This window comes from Polaromonas sp. P4_F6 (genome assembly GCF_056401275.1).
The window spans coordinates 620,997-636,791 of the sequence record NZ_JBFUJQ010000001.1 but is presented as its reverse complement, the minus strand read 5'-3'; the positions used below and the strand labels follow the sequence as shown (position 1 = coordinate 636,791).

Genomic DNA, 15,795 nt, shown 5'->3' with positions numbered 1-15,795 from the left:
GATGAGCCCTAGCTCTGATGAAGCCACCCTGCGCCGCGACCTGGCGGCCGCCTATCGCCTGGCCGCACTGTTCGGCTGGGACGACACGCTGTACACCCACTTCTCGGTGCGGCTGCCGCGCGCGGACGGCGCGGCGCCGCAAGACGACCGCTTCCTGATCAACCCCTTCGGCCTGCTGTTTGAGGAAGTGCGCGCCAGCGACCTGCTGGTGGTGGACATGCGCGGCCGCGTGGTGTCGGGTGGCTCCGATTACAACGTGGCCGGCTTCACCATCCACAGCGCCGTGCACATGGCGCGCGACGACGCGCACTGCGTGCTGCACACCCACACCCTGGCCGGCATGGCGGTGGCGGCCTGCGAGGGCGGGTTGCTGCAGCTGAACCAGATCAGCGCCGAGTTCTACCAGCGTGTGGGCGTGCATGCCTACGAGGGCGTGGCGTTTGACCTGGGCGAGCGCGAGCGCATCCAGCAGTCGCTGGGCGCGAACATCGCCTTGCTGCTGCGGCATCATGGCCTGTTGTCGGTGGGTAGCACCGTGGCCGACGCGTTCTGCATCATGTTCTACCTGAACCGCGCCTGCGAGATCCAGATGGCGGCCAGCCAGATGGCCGCCACCGCCGGCCCGGTCACCGAAATCCCCGCGCACCTGAGCCAGCACGCCTGCGAGCAGCTGCAGAGCGTGGAGCACGAGCGCCAGGTCCTCTGGCAGGCCTGGCTGCGCCGGCTGGACCGCATCGATCCCTCTTACCGCGATTGACCCTGTACCTGCATGCCGACTCTGCTGCTCTGTAGTGCCACCGATGACCTGAGCGACCTGCACACGCTCTTCCAGCACGAGGCCGCGCGCTGCGTGCCCGGCCTGCAGGTACGCCTGTGGCCCGACATGCCCGATCCCGCCGATGTCGAGGCCGTGGCCGGCTGGTATCCGCCCGCCGGTTTGATGCGCAGCCTGCCGAATCTGCGCCTGGCCTCGTCGATTGCCGCCGGGGTTGACCATGTTCTAGGCCCGGCCCAGCCGCGTCCCGAGGTGCCGGTCTGCCGCATCGTGGACCCCGGCCTGGCCGCCGGCATGGCCGAGTACGTGCTGTGGGCCGTGCTGTACTACCACCGTGCGCTGGACCAGGCGCAGCAGCAGCAGGCGCAGCGCCTGTGGAAGATGCCGGCACAAAAAGCCGCCGGCCAAACCCATGTAGGGCTGCTGGGCCTGGGTGTACTGGGCAGCCACGTGGCCCGGGTGCTGCGGGCCCAGGGTTTTGCCGTCAGCGGCTGGTCGCGCTCGGCGCACGCCATCGACGGTGTCACTGCTTATGCGGGACCGCAGACGCTGAAGGCTTTCCTGCGCGAGCCCGATGTGCTGGTCTGCCTGCTGCCGCTGACCGACGCCACCCGCGGGCTGTTGAACCGCGAGTTCTTGCAGGCCATGAAACCCGGTGCGGCGCTGGTGCATTGCGGCCGGGGCGAGCATTTGGTGGTCGAGGACCTGCTGCAGGCGCTGGACCAAGGCCATCTGCGCGGTGCGGTGCTCGATGTGTTTGCCCAGGAACCGTTGCCGGCATCGAACCCGCTATGGACGCACCCACGGGTGGTGGTCACGCCGCACATGGCTTCGGCCGCGCAGCCGGCGGCCATCGTTGGCCAGATCCTGGACAACCTGCAGCGCGTGCGCAGCGGCCGGCCGGTGCTCAATGCCGTGGACCGCAGCGTGGGTTATTAACGGGCAGTCCTATTCATAGGGGCCAGCCTACATATTCCGCCGGTACTGCCCACCCACCTCAAACAGCGCATTGGTGATCTGCCCGCATCCGCGCAGCCGCCGGCATCTCTACCAGAGTGTCAATCAGGAGCCCGTTGCCGTCCTGAGATGAAGCGTCAAAAAACGGCGGCAGCAGTCTCTATCCTCCCCGTCCACGTGTGTTGAATCACGCCGCCTCTGCCTCATTCAGCAGGCCACCGCCGCAGCGTCAGGGGCCAGGCGGCGACTGGCCCGTCAACCACTGGCGCAGCGATTGGATGACGGGCGCCTTGGCGCGCTCGTTCGTCGTCACCAGAAAGTAACTGCGCGGCGAAATGAAGGGCTTGTCATTCAGTTTGATCAGGCGCCCGGCTTGCAGCGCCGAGGCGCTCGCATAGTCCGGCGCCAATGCGACGCCCAGGCCGGCTTCTGCCGCCATCAATCCAAGCGACAGCAGACCGTAGTGGGCGCCCGGCATCGGGACTTCTACAGACGCGCCCAGCTGCCGCAGGTAGGCCGCCCATGAGTTGGGCGCCATGCTCTGGTGCAGCAAGGGCAGTGCTGCCATTTGCGCGCCCGTCAGCGGCGCCGCCAGCCGGCTCAGGGTGGGCGCCGCAAGAGGAAAGGAGTGCAGAGGGTGCAGCAGGTCGGCCACGCAGCCAGGCTCCGGCCCTTCGCAGTGGACGATGGCCGCGTCCAGCCCCGAGTCGCGCATGCTGATGGGCCCGGTATGCGTGGCCACGTCCAGCTGGATCTGCCGGTGCGCGGTGGCGAAGGCGCACAGCCGTGGCATGGCCCACAGCGTGCCAAAGGTCGTGGGCACAGACAGCCGCAGTATCTTGCCCGGCATGGAGCCCATGGACGCGGCGATGGTCGCTGACTCCAGCTCGTCCAGCAGGGTTCGTACCCGCCGCAGGTAGCTGGCACCGTCAACCGTCAGCTCCATCCCGCTGGTTGTGCGCCGGCACAGCGCAACGCCGACAAAGCCCTCCAGGTCCGACAGCTGGCGGCTCACCGCGCTTTGCGTCAGGCCCAGTTCATCGGCGGCGGCAGTGATGCTCAGGCGCCGCGCAATCACCTCGAAGGTGTTGAGGTTGACGATGGAGGGCAGGTGGCGCTGCGTCGGATATTTCATGGCGGTTACGGCCATTATTGGCATGGCATCGATTCGTCCGCAATGAAAAAGGCTGTGTGGCCATGAAATAAATGCAGGGGGGCATTCGTTTATTCCGTTGGACAGGCCATCGCGCATGTCAGATATTCAGGGCGCCCGGTAAGGGGCCCCTCAAGAACAGAAGTTGGAGTTATAGATGTCGAAATTTCAAGCACGCCTTGTACTGCTGCTGGCGGCGGCCACGCTGGCTGGCACCGTCCTGGCGGCGGATTGGCCCGCCACCCAGCCTATCAAACTGATCGTGCCCTCGGCCGCCGGCGGTACGCCCGACCAGACCAGCCGCAAACTGGCCTACTACCTGCAGGACAAGCTCAAGCAATCGGTGATCGTCGAGAATCGCCCGGGCGCGGCAGGCACCATCGCCATGCAGGCGGTGGCCACCGCCAAGCCCGATGGCTACACGTTGGGCTTCGGCAATATCGTGACCATGGCCATCAACCGCAGCCTGATTTCCAAGATGCCCTACAACCCCGACAAAGACTTGGTGCCGGTGGCCGTGCTCTCGCAGGTGCCCAATGTGCTGGTGGTCCGCCATGGCCTGCCCGCAACCTCGGTGCGCGAATTGGTCGTCTATGCCAAGAGCCACCCGGGCAGTCTGACCATGGGTTCCGGCGGCAACGGCACCACCAGCCACCTCAGCGGCGAAATCCTCAAGGAAAAAGCCGGCATCAGCTTCAGCCACATTCCCTACCGCGGGGCCCCGCAGGCGCAGACTGACCTGATCGGCGGGCAGATCGACTTCATGTTTGACAACCTGCCGTCCATGGTGGGCGCCATCCAGTCGGGCAAGGTGCGTGCGCTCGCGGTCACCAGCAAACGTCGCTCGGCGCTGCTGCCGGATGTTCCGACCATGGAGGAGGCCGGCATTGCAGGCTTCGAGGTCGTAGCCTGGGGCGGCATTGTGGCTCCGGCGGGCACGCCCCGGCCGGTGATCCTGCGCCTGAACCGCGAAATCAACAACTGGCTGCAGGCACCTGCGACAAAGGCCGAATTCGCGCAAGTGGGGCAGGTCGCGCTCGGCGGAACGCCCGAGTTTTTCAAGACGCATATCGACAGCGAGGCGAAAAAATGGGGTGACGTGATCCGTAACGCCGGCGTAAAGCTTGACTGATGTTGCCTGGCCTTTCGCGTAGGCCTGCAGTTGCGTTTCGGCTATTCGCTTCACACAAGGATGCGCTGACAGGCGCACCCCATACCAAACACACCTCAAAGACAAGCATGCCCAGTTCCTCCGTTCCCGCTACCCATGTTCTCGCGCACTGGGCCGCCACGGTCCCCAATCATTGGGGCGAATCCACCCTGCGCACGGCAGAGCACTCCCTGGAGGACACCATCGCCGCCATGGTGGCAGGCGCGGGGGATCCGGTTTGCGCCTCGGTACGGGCGGGATTGCGTGTCGCGGGACCGGTCCCGGTGGTGGGTAGCAACACCGGGACTTGTGCCGCCTTCAGTGCGCTGGCCAACGGCACGGCCGCCCATGCGCGGGAGCTGGATGAGATGTTTTTCGTCGCTGGTGGCCATTTTGGCTGCGCTGTGATCCCAGCCATTCTGGCCCAAGCCCACGAGCTTGACGCCACGCTGGACGCCGTGCTGGACGCGCTGATCGTCGGGAGCGAGGTGATGGCCCGCGTCGGGATGGCGATGGACCGGTCTCATGCCGAAAAAGGCTGGCACGGCACTCAAACCATTGGCGTGATCGCTGCCGCAGTCGCTTGCGGCAGACTGCTTGGGCTGGACGCGGCCAGGATGACGCATGCCCTGAGCCTGGCCGTTTCCATGGCAGCTGGACCCAAGGTCCAGTTCGGCACCGACACGAAACCCGTACATGCCGGACTGGCGGCGCAAGGCGGTGTCCTGGCCGCATCGCTGGCAGCGTCGGGCGTCACGGGCAGCGAGAAAGCCCTGGAAGGCCCGCACGGGTTTGGCGCGCTCTACGCCGGGGGCTCTGCGGCCGACTGGCAGTCCGTGGCTGCGGTCGGTGACGGTCCGCTGGCGATCGACAGCCACGGCCTGGCGTTCAAGCTGTATCCCAACTGCGCGTCCACACACCGCTGCCTGGACGCGTTGCAAGCCCTCGCCACCGAATACCGATTCGGCATGGAGGACGTTGAGCGTGTCGAAACATGGGTGGGGCGCGTCAACCTGGTGAACCTCAAATACCCGGAACCCAGGAATCCCCGCGAAGCCATGTTCTCCATGCCTTACGCGGTGGCCACGATGCTCCGTTACGGCACGGTCACCTTGGCCGACTTCACGCCGCAAGCGGTGCATGACGATATGACCCGGCGGCTCATGCCACGCGTCGAATTGCGCTTGAACCCGGCACGTACAGAAACCGCGACGCAGCTGCTTGCCCACACCACAGCCGTGACCTTGAAGGACGGACGACGCCTGGAACGCGTCGTTCAACACGCCAAAGGGTCATTCCTGAATCCGTTTTCGGCCTTGGAGCGGCAAATCAAATTCGAACAATGCACGACGGGCATCCTTCCGGAGGAGCGCCTGGCACCGCTTCGCGACAGCCTTGCCAGGCCGCAAGGCGTCAAGGTTCGCCAACTGCTGGCGCAGCTGCAGTTCGAAGCCGAGGTCGATGACGGTACACGTTTCGGCCGCCCACGAAGAGGCAGGCCAGAGTCCCTTCCTTGATCCCTGGAATACGGCCTTGCTGACCGCTGATCGATACCCAGGTCCGTCAGATTCGCAGCACAAAAGGAAACTCTCATCATGCGCAAGCGTTGTTTATCGTCGGCTTTCGCCAAGGCCCTGACGGCACTGGCCGTGGCTGCCCTTGTGACGGGAACGGGTCCGATACTCGCCGCCGAGATCGTGGTGGGCCAGGTCGGCCCCATGTCAGGGCCGGAGGCCGGTCAGGGCCGCGCTTACGCCGCCGGCATGCAATTGCATTTCACCGCCCTGAACAAGGCCGGCGGCATCAACGGTCATAAGTTCACACTCTTGCGCAAGGACGACGGGGGAGCACCCGAGGACACCGTCACCTTGACAAAGCAGATGATTGCTGAAGATAAGCCGCTGGTCCTGGCCGGTTACTTTGGCGGCAGGAATGTGGCCGGTCTGGTGTCTGCAGGCATTTTGGCAAAAGAGAAGATTGCCCTGGTGGGTTACCGCACTTCGGAGATCCAGCCGGACGCTCCCTACCTCTATAGCGTGCGGGCAGGCCTGCGCGACGAGATTTCCAGACTCATCGAGCATCTGGCCACCATCGGGATCAAGCGCCTGGGATTTTTCCATGAGGCTGGGCCGGGCTCGACTTCGGTCATCGCCGCGGCCGAGGATGCGGCCAGGAAAGCCGGGGCGACTATCGAGGGACGCGGCTCCTACGTCGCAAACACGGTCAACGTCACTGACGCCGTGGACACTTTCATGAACATGCAGCCGCAAGCGATCATCATGGTTTCCAGCGGGGCTGCTGCGGCCGGCTTTATTGAGAAGTACCGTATCGCCGGCGGCGCGGCTCAACTGCTTGCGCACTCGGGCGCCGACATCGAGCAACTCTCCAAACGGCTGTCTCCGGAGCAGATGCAAGGTGTGGCTATCGCCCAAGTGACGCCAAGTCCGTACAAGGTCTCCAACCCGCTCGTCAAGGAATTTGCCGACATTGCAGCCAAGGCGCGCAGCCTGGAAGTGCCTGTGAGCTACGCCATGATGGAGGGCTACATCGCCGCTCGCGTCATTTCCGAGGCGATACGCCGCCAAGGCAGCAGGCCCAGCCGCGAAGGGACCGTTCTAGCCTTGGACGGCATGAGCAATTTTGACCTTGGTGGTTACGTGATCAGCTTTAAACCCGGACAGCGCTCTGGCTCCAGCTTCGTCGAGTTATCCATCGTCACCAGTGCTGGAAGGGTTCGTCAATAGCTCAAATAATTTGCCATTGATCAGTTGGGTGAGCAGCCCCCGGCGATTTACATATTCCGCCGGTACTGCCCACCCACTTCGAACAGCGCATTGGTGATCTGCCCCAGCGAGCAGACGCGCACCGCGTCCATCAGCACCTCGAACACATTGAGGTTTTCGATCACGGCCTGTTGCAGGCGCTTGAGCATGGCCGGTGATTCGGCGGCGTGGCGGCGGTGGAAGTCGTCCAGGCGCTTGAGCTGGTTTTGTTTTTCTTCCTCGGTGGAGCGGGCCAGTTCGAGCTTGTCCTGCACCGCGTCGCCGTGCGGGTTGCGGAAGGTGTTGACGCCGATGATGGGCAGCTCGCCGGTGTGCTTGAGCATCTCGTAGTGCATGGACTCGTCCTGGATGCGGCCGCGCTGGTAGCCGGTTTCCATGGCGCCCAGCACGCCGCCGCGCTCGGCGATGCGCTCGAACTCGCTGAGTACCGCTTCCTCGAGCAGCTCGGTAAGTTCTTCGATGATGAAGGCGCCCTGTGAGGGGTTCTCGTTCTTCGCCAGGCCCCATTCGCGGTTGATGATGAGCTGGATGGCCATGGCGCGGCGCACCGATTCCTCGGTGGGCGTGGTGATGGCCTCATCAAACGCGTTGGTGTGCAGCGAGTTGCAGTTGTCGTAAATCGCGATCAGCGCCTGCAGCGTGGTGCGTATGTCGTTGAACTGGATTTCCTGCGCATGCAGGCTGCGGCCCGAGGTCTGGATGTGGTACTTGAGCTTCTGGCTGCGTTCGTTGGCGCCGTATTTTTCCTTCATGGCCACGGCCCAGATGCGGCGCGCGACGCGGCCCATCACGGTGTACTCCGGGTCCATGCCGTTGCTGAAGAAAAAGCTCAGGTTGGGCGCAAAGTCGTCGATGTGCATGCCGCGCGCGAGATACGCTTCGACAAAGGTAAAACCGTTGGACAGCGTGAAGGCCAGCTGGCTGATGGGGTTGGCGCCGGCCTCGGCGATGTGGTAACCGCTGATGGAGACGCTGTAGAAGTTGCGCACCCGGTTGTGCACAAAGTACTGGGCGATGTCACCCATGACTTTGAGGCTGAACTCGGTGGAGAAGATGCAGGTGTTCTGGCCCTGGTCTTCTTTCAGGATGTCGGCCTGCACCGTGCCGCGCACATTCTCCTGCACCCATTCGCGTATCTTGGCGGCTTCGGTGGCGGTCGGGTCGCGGCCGTTGTCCTTCTTGAACTTGTCCAGGTTCTGGTCGATGGCCGTGTTCATGAACATGGCCAGGATGGTGGGCGCAGGGCCGTTGATGGTCATGGAGACCGAGGTGGATGGGTTGCACAGGTCAAAGCCGTCGTACAGCACCTTCATGTCGTCGAGCGTGGCAATCGACACGCCCGAGTTGCCGACCTTGCCGTAGATGTCGGGGCGCAGGGCCGGGTCGTTGCCGTAAAGCGTGACCGAGTCGAAGGCGGTGGACAGGCGTTTGGCGGCCATGCCTTCGCTGAGCAGCTTGAAGCGGGTGTTGGTGCGGAAGGGGTCGCCCTCGCCGGCGAACATGCGGGTCGGGTCCTCGCCCTCGCGCTTGAAGGCAAAGGTGCCGGCGGTATAGGGATAGCTGCCGGGCACGTTGTCCAGCATCAGCCATTTGAGGATTTCGCCGTGGTCTTCGTACTGCGGCAGGGCCACCTTGCGGATGGTGGTGCCCGAGAGTGACTTGGTGGTCAGCGCGGTGCGGATTTCCTTGTCGCGGATTTTCACGACATATTCATCGCCCGCATAGGCGGCCTGCATGTCGGGCCACTGGGCCAGCAGGGCTCGGGCGTCGGCGTCCATGCGGGCCTTGCGGTGGCCTGCCAGGTCCAGCGCGGCTTCGGCGGCCGGTGCGCGGTCAGGCTTGTCGATTTTCAGCATGGCGGCAGCGGCCTTGAGCTGCTGCACCTCGCGCGCGAGCTGGGCCTGGGCGCGGGCGCGCTTTTTGTAGCCGCGCACCGTGTCGCTGATCTCGGCCAGGTAGCGCGTGCGCGCGGCCGGCACCACCGGCGTCTGGTTGGTGCTGTGGCGCACGCCGGCCGCGGGCAGCACGCCGCCTTCGAGCGCCAGGCCCAGCGCGGCCAGGCGCGGCTTGAGGGCCTGGTAGAGCGCGGTCACGCCGTCGTCGTTGAAGCGTGCGGCCATGGTGCCGAAGACCGGCATCTTGTCGGCCGGCGTGCTCCAGGCTTCCTTGTTGCGCTGCACCTGCTTGGAGACGTCGCGCAAGGCGTCTAGCGAGCCCTTGCGGTCGAACTTGTTGATGGCGATGAACTCGGCGAAGTCCAGCATGTCGATTTTTTCCAGCTGGCTGGCCGCGCCGAACTCGGGCGTCATCACATACATGGGCACATCCACATGCGGCACGATGGCGGCGTCGCCCTGGCCTATGCCCGAGGTCTCGACGACGATAAGGTCAAAGCCCGCGCATTTGCAGGCGGCGATCACGTCGGGCAGGGCCTGGCTGATTTCGGAGCCGAAGTCGCGTGTGGCCAGGGAGCGCATGAAGACGCGCTGGCCGCTGTCGGCGTTCTTCTGGCCGGCCGCGGGAACTGTCCAGGGGTTGATGGCGTTCATGCGGATGCGGTCGCCCAGCAGCGCGCCGCCACTCTTGCGGCGCGAGGGATCAATGCTGATCACGGCCACGCGCAGCTTGTCGTTCTGGTCCAGGCGCAGGCGGCGTATCAGTTCGTCGGTTAGCGAGGACTTGCCGGCGCCGCCGGTGCCGGTGATGCCCAGCACGGGGATCTTGCGAGTGGCGGCCTGGGTGCGCACCTTGTCAACCAGCGCCGCATCCGCCTTCCCGTTCTCCAGTGCAGTGATCAGCTGGGCCAGCGCCCGCCAGTTCATCTCGCCATGGCCATCAATGGCCTTGACGTTTTTGGGCGCAAAGCCGGTCAAGTCCTTGTCGCAGCGCATGACCATCTCGCCGATCATGCCGGCCAGGCCCATCTTCTGGCCGTCTTCGGGGCTGTAGATGCGGGTGACGCCGTAGGCATGCAGCTCGCGGATCTCGGGCGGCACGATCACGCCGCCGCCGCCGCCAAAGACCTGGATGTGCTCGCCGCCGCGGCTTTTGAGCAGGTCGACCATGTACTTGAAGTACTCGACATGCCCGCCCTGGTAGGAACTTATGGCGATGCCCTGGGCGTCTTCCTGCAGGGCGGCCGTGACGACTTCGTCAACGCTGCGGTTGTGGCCCAGGTGGATGACCTCGGCGCCCATACTCTGCAGGATGCGCCGCATGATGTTGATGGCCGCGTCATGCCCGTCGAACAGGCTGGCCGCCGTGATAAAGCGCACCTTGTGCGTGGGGCGATAGCTGGCGAGCGCTTTGTATTCAGCGGACATGTCGGTCATGGTTGTCTCCGGGCGGTGGCGTATCTGCCCCGCCCACTGTAGTTGACGTTTACGTAAACGTCAATCTTACTCCGTAAGCGGGGGCTGTTCAAGCGCCCGCGCCCGGGCAAGGGATTGGGGCGCCCCGGGGCCGGAACCGGCCGGTCAGCCGCCGCCGTACAGGAACTTGGGCAGCCAGAGCGTCATGCCCGGCCAGATGTACATGAAGACCATGCACAGGATCACGATCAGCATGTAGGGCATCATGCCGGCGAAGATCTGGTTCAGGGTCACGTGCGAAGGCGAAACGCCCTTGAGGTAGAAGGCGCTCATCGCGACCGGCGGCGACAGGAAGGCCGCCTGCAGGTTGACGAAGACCAGCACGCCCCAGAGGATGGGGTCGATCTGGAAATGCTGCAGCAGCGGCAGGAAGATGGGCACAAAGATCACGATGATCTCGGTCCACTCGAGCGGCCAGCCGAGGATGAAGATGATGGCCTGCGACACCAGCAGGAACTGCAGCGGCGTGAGTTCCATCGACAGCACCCATCTCTCGATCACGGCCTGTCCGCCCAGCAGGGCGAACACGGCCGAAAACAGCGCCGAGCCGACAAACAGCCAGCACACCATGGAGGTGGTCTTGGCGGTCAGGAAAACCGCCTCCTTGATGCGCTGGAAGTTCAGGGTCTTGGCGTGCCAGGCCATCAGGAAGGCGCCTGCCGCGCCGACCGCCGCGGATTCGGTGGCCGTCGTGATGCCGAACAGGATCACCGCCAGCACGACGAAAGTAAGTATGGCCAGCGGCATGACGGAAGACACCAGCAGGCGCAGGATCTCGAACTGCTCCGCGTCGAACTTCCAGTAGTACCAGGCCAGCAGCAGCAAGGTGATGGCGCAGGCGATCCAGAAGCCGGTGAAGAACAGCTCGGGAACGGCGGCGGTGTGCGGCCCTTCGGCCGCCGGGTCGCCGAACTGCTGCATGGGCTCGTCCTTGGCGGGGCCGGCGGCCGGCTCGCCGACGGCGCCGGGCGGGGCCGACAGCTCCTGCAGGCCGCTGGTTTCGGCCGGCGGTTCCTGCACGCCGCCGGCGGACGGCGGCGCCTGGACCGCCTCGGCGCCGGGGGCCTCCTGCAGGCCGGTTCCGGCGCCTGCCGCTGCGGGCGCCTGGGCCCGCTGGGTCACCTGCGCCGCGGCGCTGGCGACGTTGTCTTCCTGGGAGTGGATCACCACATACCACCAGACGGCGCCCAGGGTGACGGCGGCCAGTGCCAGCGGCACCAGCGCCAGGCCCAGGCTGCGCGCCAGCAGGCCGCGCGTGATCTTCATGCCGTCCACACCGGCTTTCAGGGCGCGGCCGGGTGAGGCGGTGGCGGCCAGCAGCGCGGGCAGCATGCGGTGCGAGTAGGCGCCGGCAACGGCGTGCAGCCAGGGCGGCACCGGCACCTGCTGCTGCTCGGGCGGCAGCTTGGGCGCGATTTTCGGATTGATCAGCACCCAGACGATGATGTAGACGAGGTAGAGCAAAGCCAGGAAGAAGCCGGGAAACATGGCGGCGGCGTACAGCTTGACCACCGACTGGCCGGCGACGGCGGCGTAGACGATGATCATCACCGAGGGCGGGATCAGGATGCCCAGTGTGCCGCCGGCGGTGATCACGCCGGCCGCCAGCCGGGTGTCGTAGCCGGCGTTGAGCATGGGCCGCATGGCGATCACGCCCATCAGCACCACAACCGCGCCCACCAGGCCGCTGGCGATACCCCAGAAGGTGCAGATGATCAGCGTGGTGACGGCCAGCGAGCCCGGCACGCTGCGAAAGGCCAGCTGCACGCTGTGGAACATCTTGTCCACCAGCGCGCCGCGCTCCATCACATAGCCCATCAGCACGAACAGCGGGATGGACAACAGGGTCTCATTGGTCATGGCCCCGAAGGCGCGCTGCACCATGAGGTCGAATATTTTGTTGTCCAGCCAGTGCGCCGACGGGTCGTAGAAGGCGACGAAGCCGAACATGATGCCCAGGCCCATCAGGGTGAAGGCGGTGGGAAAGCCCAGCATGATCACGACCACGATCAGGCAGAGCATGGTCATGCCGAGTGCAGCATTGCTCATCATCTATCCCTTCATTCCCTTGGATTTTTCGATGGCAAGCCGCTTGGCGTCCTCGTCGACGAATTCGCTGCCGGCCAGCTGCTGCGCCACCACGTCGGCCTCCTCGGCGTCCCTGAGCCGGGGCGTCCAGGCGCCGGTCCTGAGGCAGACCACGCAGCGGATCATCTCGGCGATTCCCTGCATCAACACGATGGCGCCGGCCAGCGGGATCACGAACTTGAAGGGGTACAGCGGGATCGGGTCGGCGTTGAAGGTCTGCTCATGGATGGACCACGAGTCGTTGAAATAAGTCCAGCCGGCCCAGGTCAGCGCGGCGATGCCGGGCAGGAAGAACAGGACGTACAGCACCAGGTCCAGCAGCGCCTGGGTGCGCGGCTTCATGTTGCCGTACAGGAAGTCCCCGCGCACATGGCCGTCATGGGCCAGGGTGTAGGCGCCGCCCATCATGAACAGCGTGCCGTAGAGCATGTTGTTGGCGTCGAAGATCCAGGCCGTCGGCGCGTTGAGCGCGTAGCGCTTGAAGACCTCGGCGCAGACCAGCAGCATCAGCACCACGATGAGCCAGGCAAAAGCCTTGCCCACCCAGGTGCTGATGGCGTCGGCGGTGTGCAGGAGACGTTGAACGTTCATGGCGGTTCCGGTGGCGTGCGGTGACAAAGAAAAGCAGCCATCCAGGTGGAACCGGATGGCTGCTGTGCTTCAAGCTCAAACTCGAGCGCCGGCGGTCAGGCTTTCTTGCCGGAGAAATAATGGTTGTAGGCCATCTTGAAGTCGACGGAGTAGTCGTTGTGCCAGGACACGGCCCGCTGGGCGAACGCCTTTTGCGAATCCAGCACCTTCTGGAACAGCGGGTTCTCGCCGGCCTTCTTGGCGATGGTCTTGTCCCAGGCGTCGAGCTGGGCGCGCAGCACGGCGTCCGAGGTCTTGTAGAACTTGATGCCCTGCTTCTTCATCTCGATGTAGTCGCTGGAGTTGCGGTCTATCATCTTCCAGCTCATGTCGGCGCTGGCCGCCTGCACCGCATAGTCGATGATGGACTTGAGCTCGGCCGGCAAGGCGTTGTATTTGGTCTTGTTGAACAGGATCTCGAATTGCTCGCCGCTTTGGTGAAAGCTCTGCAGCATGCAGTTTTTCACCACGTCCGGAAAACCCAGCATCCGGTCGGAGGAGGCGTTGTTGAACTCGGCCGCGTCGATCAGGCCGCGGTCCAGGGCCGGCACGATTTCGCCGCCGGGCAGGGGGTTGACCGCGGCGCCCATCAGCGTGAACATGTCCACGGCCAGGCCCACGGTGCGGTACTTTAGGCCCTTGAGGTCATCGGCCTTGGCGATGGGTTTTTTGAACCAGCCCAGCGGCTGGGTGGTCATGGGGCCGTAGAGGTAGGACACCACGTCCATGTTGATGGCCTTGTAGATTTCCTCGAGCAGGGCCTTGCCGCCGCCGTAGTTGTGCCAGGCCAGCACCATGTTGGAGTCCATGCCGTAGCCGGGGCCGGAGCCCCACAGGGCCAGCGCCGAATTTTTACCGTAGTGGTAGGCCACCACGCCGTGGCCGCCGTCCAGCGTGCCCTTGTTCACGGCTTCCAGCAGCTGGAAGGCCGGCACGACCGCGCCCGAGGGCAGCACCTCTATCTTGAGGCGGCCGCCGGCCATGTCGTTGACTTTTTTCGCGAAGTCGTTGGCGAACTCGTGGAAGATGTCCTTGGCCGGCCAGGTGCTCTGGAAGCGAAAGGAGGTTGTCTGCGCCATGGCGACCATGGGGGCGGACAGGGCGCCGGCGGCAATCGCGGCGCCTTTCAGCAGGCCGCGCCTGCGGGGGCTTTTGCTCTCGGTCATGACTGTCTCCTGTTGTGGGAAAACATACGAACACTAAGAACACTCATCATTCAGCCTTGCCCAAGGCTTACAAAGAGGGTTTCCACCAACGCAGCGGCTGGAGGGCTCTTCGATTACCCCCGATACGGGTGAAACTGTTTTTGCAGTCGGGGCGGGAATCGCGTAACGCTTTCGTTTCGCAGCGATAGATATGTCAGGGCACTTTGAGTCCTTTTAGCGCGGCGTCGCCGGGCGGAAAGCGCAGGCCCAGCTGCACCAGCGTTGCACGCACCACGGTGGCGATCATCAGGTTGCGGTGGGTCTTGGAGTCGGCGGGCACCACCGTCCACGGCGCCCAGGGCGTGCTGGTGGCGCGCAGCAGGTCCTCGTAAGCCTGCTGGTACTGCTTCCACTGCTTGCGCGCCTCCAGGTCGTCGAGGTTGAACTTCCACTGCTTGGTCGGGTCGTCCAGCCGCGCCTGCAGGCGCTCGCGCTGCTCGTCGCGGCTGATGTGCAGCATGAACTTGAGGACCACGGTGCCGGTCTGCGCGAGCAGGCGCTCGAAGTCGTTGATGTGGCGGTAGCGCTGGGCCGTCTGCGCCGGCGTGATCCAGCCCTTGACGGGTGGCACCAGCACGTCTTCATAGTGGCTGCGGTTGAAGAGGGTGATCTCGCCGGCCGCGGGCACCTGCTGGTGGATGCGCCACAGGTAGTCGTGGGCGCGCTCGGCCTCATTGGGCGCGCGCCAGCTCACGGTATGCACGCCCAGCGGGCTGATGCGGCCGAACACGCCGCGCAGGGTGCCGTCCTTGCCGGCGGTGTCGGTGCCCTGCAGGATGACCAGCAGCTTGAAGCGCTTGTCGGCGTAGAACAGGTTCTGCAACTCGTCGAGTTCCGCCGCCAGGGTGTCGACCAGGGCCTTGTCGCGCTGCTTGTCGCCGCTGGAAAAGGGCTTGGCGGCCGGGTCCAGGTCGGCCAATGCCCAGGGCTTGGCGGATTTTTTGCCGGAGGGCGGCTGGCCGTCCATGCCGGTTGGCGGTGGCTGCCACCGGGCCAGCAGCCTGGCCAGGGCCTTGAGCTCCGCCTTGCCGGCCGCGGTGTCGGGGAAAAGAGGCGGGTCTGTGCGAGTGGTCGGCATCGATGTCTCCGGTCGGCGATGGGCGGGCTTGCCGCTGTGATTGTGCCTGCCGTGCTTTTCCCCTGCTGTTGCCGCGGGCCGCGGCCCGGGAATAAACTGCATGGACGCTCTCACTTTTCCGCTTTTTCCTCTTTCTTATATGACAGGCAATGACATGACCAGCTCTACCGCAGCGAACGCCGGCTCTCCGCTTCAAGTCCGGCCGGCCGCCGGCTATGCCGGAGACATCCCCGCGCGCCTGGCGTTTGAATGGATGCAGTCGGGTCAGGCCGTGCTGGTGGACGTGCGCACCGATGCCGAGCGCGAATGGGTGGGCTATGTGCCCGGCGCCGTGCCGCTGGCCTGGAAGCAATGGCCAGGCATGGCCATGAATGCGGGCTTTGACGAGGGGCTGAAGGCGGCCGTGCCCGCCGGCAAGAAGGCCGTGCTGCTATGCCGCAGCGGTGTGCGTTCGGTGGCGGCCGCCAAACGCGCGGCGGAGCTGGGCCTGGAGGCCTACAACATCCTGGAGGGCTTTGAGGGCGATGCCGACGAACAGGGACAGCGCGGCCACAAGGGCGGCTGGCGTCTGCAGGGCCTGCCATGGAAGCAAGGGTGAAAAATGC

The 15,795-nt window shown here is 64.9% G+C and carries 12 protein-coding genes; 6 read left to right on the top strand and 6 right to left on the bottom strand.

Annotated elements, in window-relative coordinates:
• The first annotated feature begins 1 nt into the window (after nucleotide 1).
• Both AC1DUN_RS03015 and AC1DUN_RS03010 read left to right on the top strand, forming a co-directional pair.
• Complete coding sequence (locus tag AC1DUN_RS03015) at nucleotides 2-757, top strand: class II aldolase/adducin family protein (RefSeq protein WP_477712658.1); 756 nt, start codon at nucleotides 2-4, stop codon at nucleotides 755-757.
• Nucleotides 758-769: 12 nt separating this feature from the next.
• On the top strand, nucleotides 770-1,714 hold the full coding sequence (locus AC1DUN_RS03010) for a 2-hydroxyacid dehydrogenase (RefSeq protein WP_477712657.1): 945 nt from the start codon (nucleotides 770-772) through the stop codon (nucleotides 1,712-1,714).
• Between the two features lie 247 nt (nucleotides 1,715-1,961).
• On the opposite strand, the gene AC1DUN_RS03005 is transcribed toward AC1DUN_RS03010, so the two are convergent.
• Nucleotides 1,962-2,867, bottom strand: a complete 906-nt coding sequence (locus AC1DUN_RS03005) for a LysR substrate-binding domain-containing protein (RefSeq protein ID WP_477712656.1) — start codon at nucleotides 2,865-2,867, stop codon at nucleotides 1,962-1,964.
• A 175-nt stretch (nucleotides 2,868-3,042) separates the two neighbouring features.
• On the opposite strand from AC1DUN_RS03005, the gene AC1DUN_RS03000 reads away from it, so the two are divergent.
• The 3 genes from AC1DUN_RS03000 to AC1DUN_RS02990 all read left to right on the top strand — a co-directional run bounded on the left by AC1DUN_RS03000 (nucleotide 3,043) and on the right by AC1DUN_RS02990 (nucleotide 6,779).
• Entirely contained in the window at nucleotides 3,043-4,017 is a 975-nt protein-coding gene (locus AC1DUN_RS03000) for a Bug family tripartite tricarboxylate transporter substrate binding protein (protein WP_477712655.1), read from the top strand.
• 107 nt (nucleotides 4,018-4,124) lie between these two features.
• Nucleotides 4,125-5,552 carry an MmgE/PrpD family protein gene (locus AC1DUN_RS02995; protein ID WP_477712654.1) on the top strand — a complete coding sequence of 476 codons (1,428 nt, stop codon included), beginning with the start codon at nucleotides 4,125-4,127 and terminating at the stop codon, nucleotides 5,550-5,552.
• A 78-nt stretch (nucleotides 5,553-5,630) separates the two neighbouring features.
• Nucleotides 5,631-6,779 carry an ABC transporter substrate-binding protein gene (locus AC1DUN_RS02990; RefSeq protein WP_477712653.1) on the top strand — a complete coding sequence of 383 codons (1,149 nt, stop codon included), beginning with the start codon at nucleotides 5,631-5,633 and terminating at the stop codon, nucleotides 6,777-6,779.
• A 47-nt stretch (nucleotides 6,780-6,826) separates the two neighbouring features.
• Here AC1DUN_RS02990 and icmF read toward each other — a convergent pair whose 3' ends face one another.
• From icmF to AC1DUN_RS02965, 5 genes are all read right to left on the bottom strand, one after another.
• Nucleotides 6,827-10,150 (bottom strand): fused isobutyryl-CoA mutase/GTPase IcmF, encoded by a 3,324-nt coding sequence (icmF, locus tag AC1DUN_RS02985; RefSeq protein WP_477712652.1) that lies wholly within the window; start codon nucleotides 10,148-10,150, stop codon nucleotides 6,827-6,829.
• Between the two features lie 144 nt (nucleotides 10,151-10,294).
• The gene (locus AC1DUN_RS02980) at nucleotides 10,295-12,241 is read right to left on the bottom strand and encodes a TRAP transporter large permease (RefSeq protein ID WP_477712651.1); all 1,947 of its coding nucleotides are present in this window, start codon (nucleotides 12,239-12,241) and stop codon (nucleotides 10,295-10,297) included.
• Nucleotides 12,242-12,868, bottom strand: coding sequence for a TRAP transporter small permease subunit (locus AC1DUN_RS02975; protein WP_477712650.1), 627 nt, complete (start codon nucleotides 12,866-12,868; stop codon nucleotides 12,242-12,244). It abuts the gene before it with no gap.
• A 95-nt stretch (nucleotides 12,869-12,963) separates the two neighbouring features.
• Complete coding sequence (locus tag AC1DUN_RS02970) at nucleotides 12,964-14,073, bottom strand: TRAP transporter substrate-binding protein (RefSeq protein WP_477712649.1); 1,110 nt, start codon at nucleotides 14,071-14,073, stop codon at nucleotides 12,964-12,966.
• A 193-nt stretch (nucleotides 14,074-14,266) separates the two neighbouring features.
• A complete protein-coding gene (locus tag AC1DUN_RS02965; protein WP_477712648.1) occupies nucleotides 14,267-15,190 on the bottom strand; it encodes a PPK2 family polyphosphate kinase in 924 nt (307 codons plus the stop codon).
• 154 nt (nucleotides 15,191-15,344) lie between these two features.
• On the opposite strand from AC1DUN_RS02965, the gene AC1DUN_RS02960 reads away from it, so the two are divergent.
• On the top strand, nucleotides 15,345-15,788 hold the full coding sequence (locus tag AC1DUN_RS02960) for a rhodanese-like domain-containing protein (RefSeq protein ID WP_477712647.1): 444 nt from the start codon (nucleotides 15,345-15,347) through the stop codon (nucleotides 15,786-15,788).
• The last annotated feature ends 7 nt before the right edge of the window (nucleotides 15,789-15,795 follow it).

Excerpts from the sequence above, each read along its gene's own strand:
- AC1DUN_RS02965 (WP_477712648.1), bottom strand. The coding sequence starts at position 15,190 with ATGCCGACCACTCGCACAGACCCGCCTCTTTTCCCCGACACCGCGGCC.
- AC1DUN_RS02980 (WP_477712651.1), bottom strand. The coding sequence starts at position 12,241 with ATGATGAGCAATGCTGCACTCGGCATGACCATGCTCTGCCTGATCGTG.
- AC1DUN_RS02975 (WP_477712650.1), bottom strand. The coding sequence starts at position 12,868 with ATGAACGTTCAACGTCTCCTGCACACCGCCGACGCCATCAGCACCTGG.
- AC1DUN_RS03015 (WP_477712658.1), top strand. The coding sequence starts at position 2 with ATGAGCCCTAGCTCTGATGAAGCCACCCTGCGCCGCGACCTGGCGGCC.
- AC1DUN_RS02990 (WP_477712653.1), top strand. The coding sequence starts at position 5,631 with ATGCGCAAGCGTTGTTTATCGTCGGCTTTCGCCAAGGCCCTGACGGCA.
- icmF (WP_477712652.1), bottom strand. The coding sequence starts at position 10,150 with ATGACCGACATGTCCGCTGAATACAAAGCGCTCGCCAGCTATCGCCCC.
- AC1DUN_RS03010 (WP_477712657.1), top strand. The coding sequence starts at position 770 with ATGCCGACTCTGCTGCTCTGTAGTGCCACCGATGACCTGAGCGACCTG.
- AC1DUN_RS02960 (WP_477712647.1), top strand. The coding sequence starts at position 15,345 with ATGACCAGCTCTACCGCAGCGAACGCCGGCTCTCCGCTTCAAGTCCGG.
- AC1DUN_RS02995 (WP_477712654.1), top strand. The coding sequence starts at position 4,125 with ATGCCCAGTTCCTCCGTTCCCGCTACCCATGTTCTCGCGCACTGGGCC.
- AC1DUN_RS03000 (WP_477712655.1), top strand. The coding sequence starts at position 3,043 with ATGTCGAAATTTCAAGCACGCCTTGTACTGCTGCTGGCGGCGGCCACG.
- AC1DUN_RS02970 (WP_477712649.1), bottom strand. The coding sequence starts at position 14,073 with ATGACCGAGAGCAAAAGCCCCCGCAGGCGCGGCCTGCTGAAAGGCGCC.
- AC1DUN_RS03005 (WP_477712656.1), bottom strand. The coding sequence starts at position 2,867 with ATGAAATATCCGACGCAGCGCCACCTGCCCTCCATCGTCAACCTCAAC.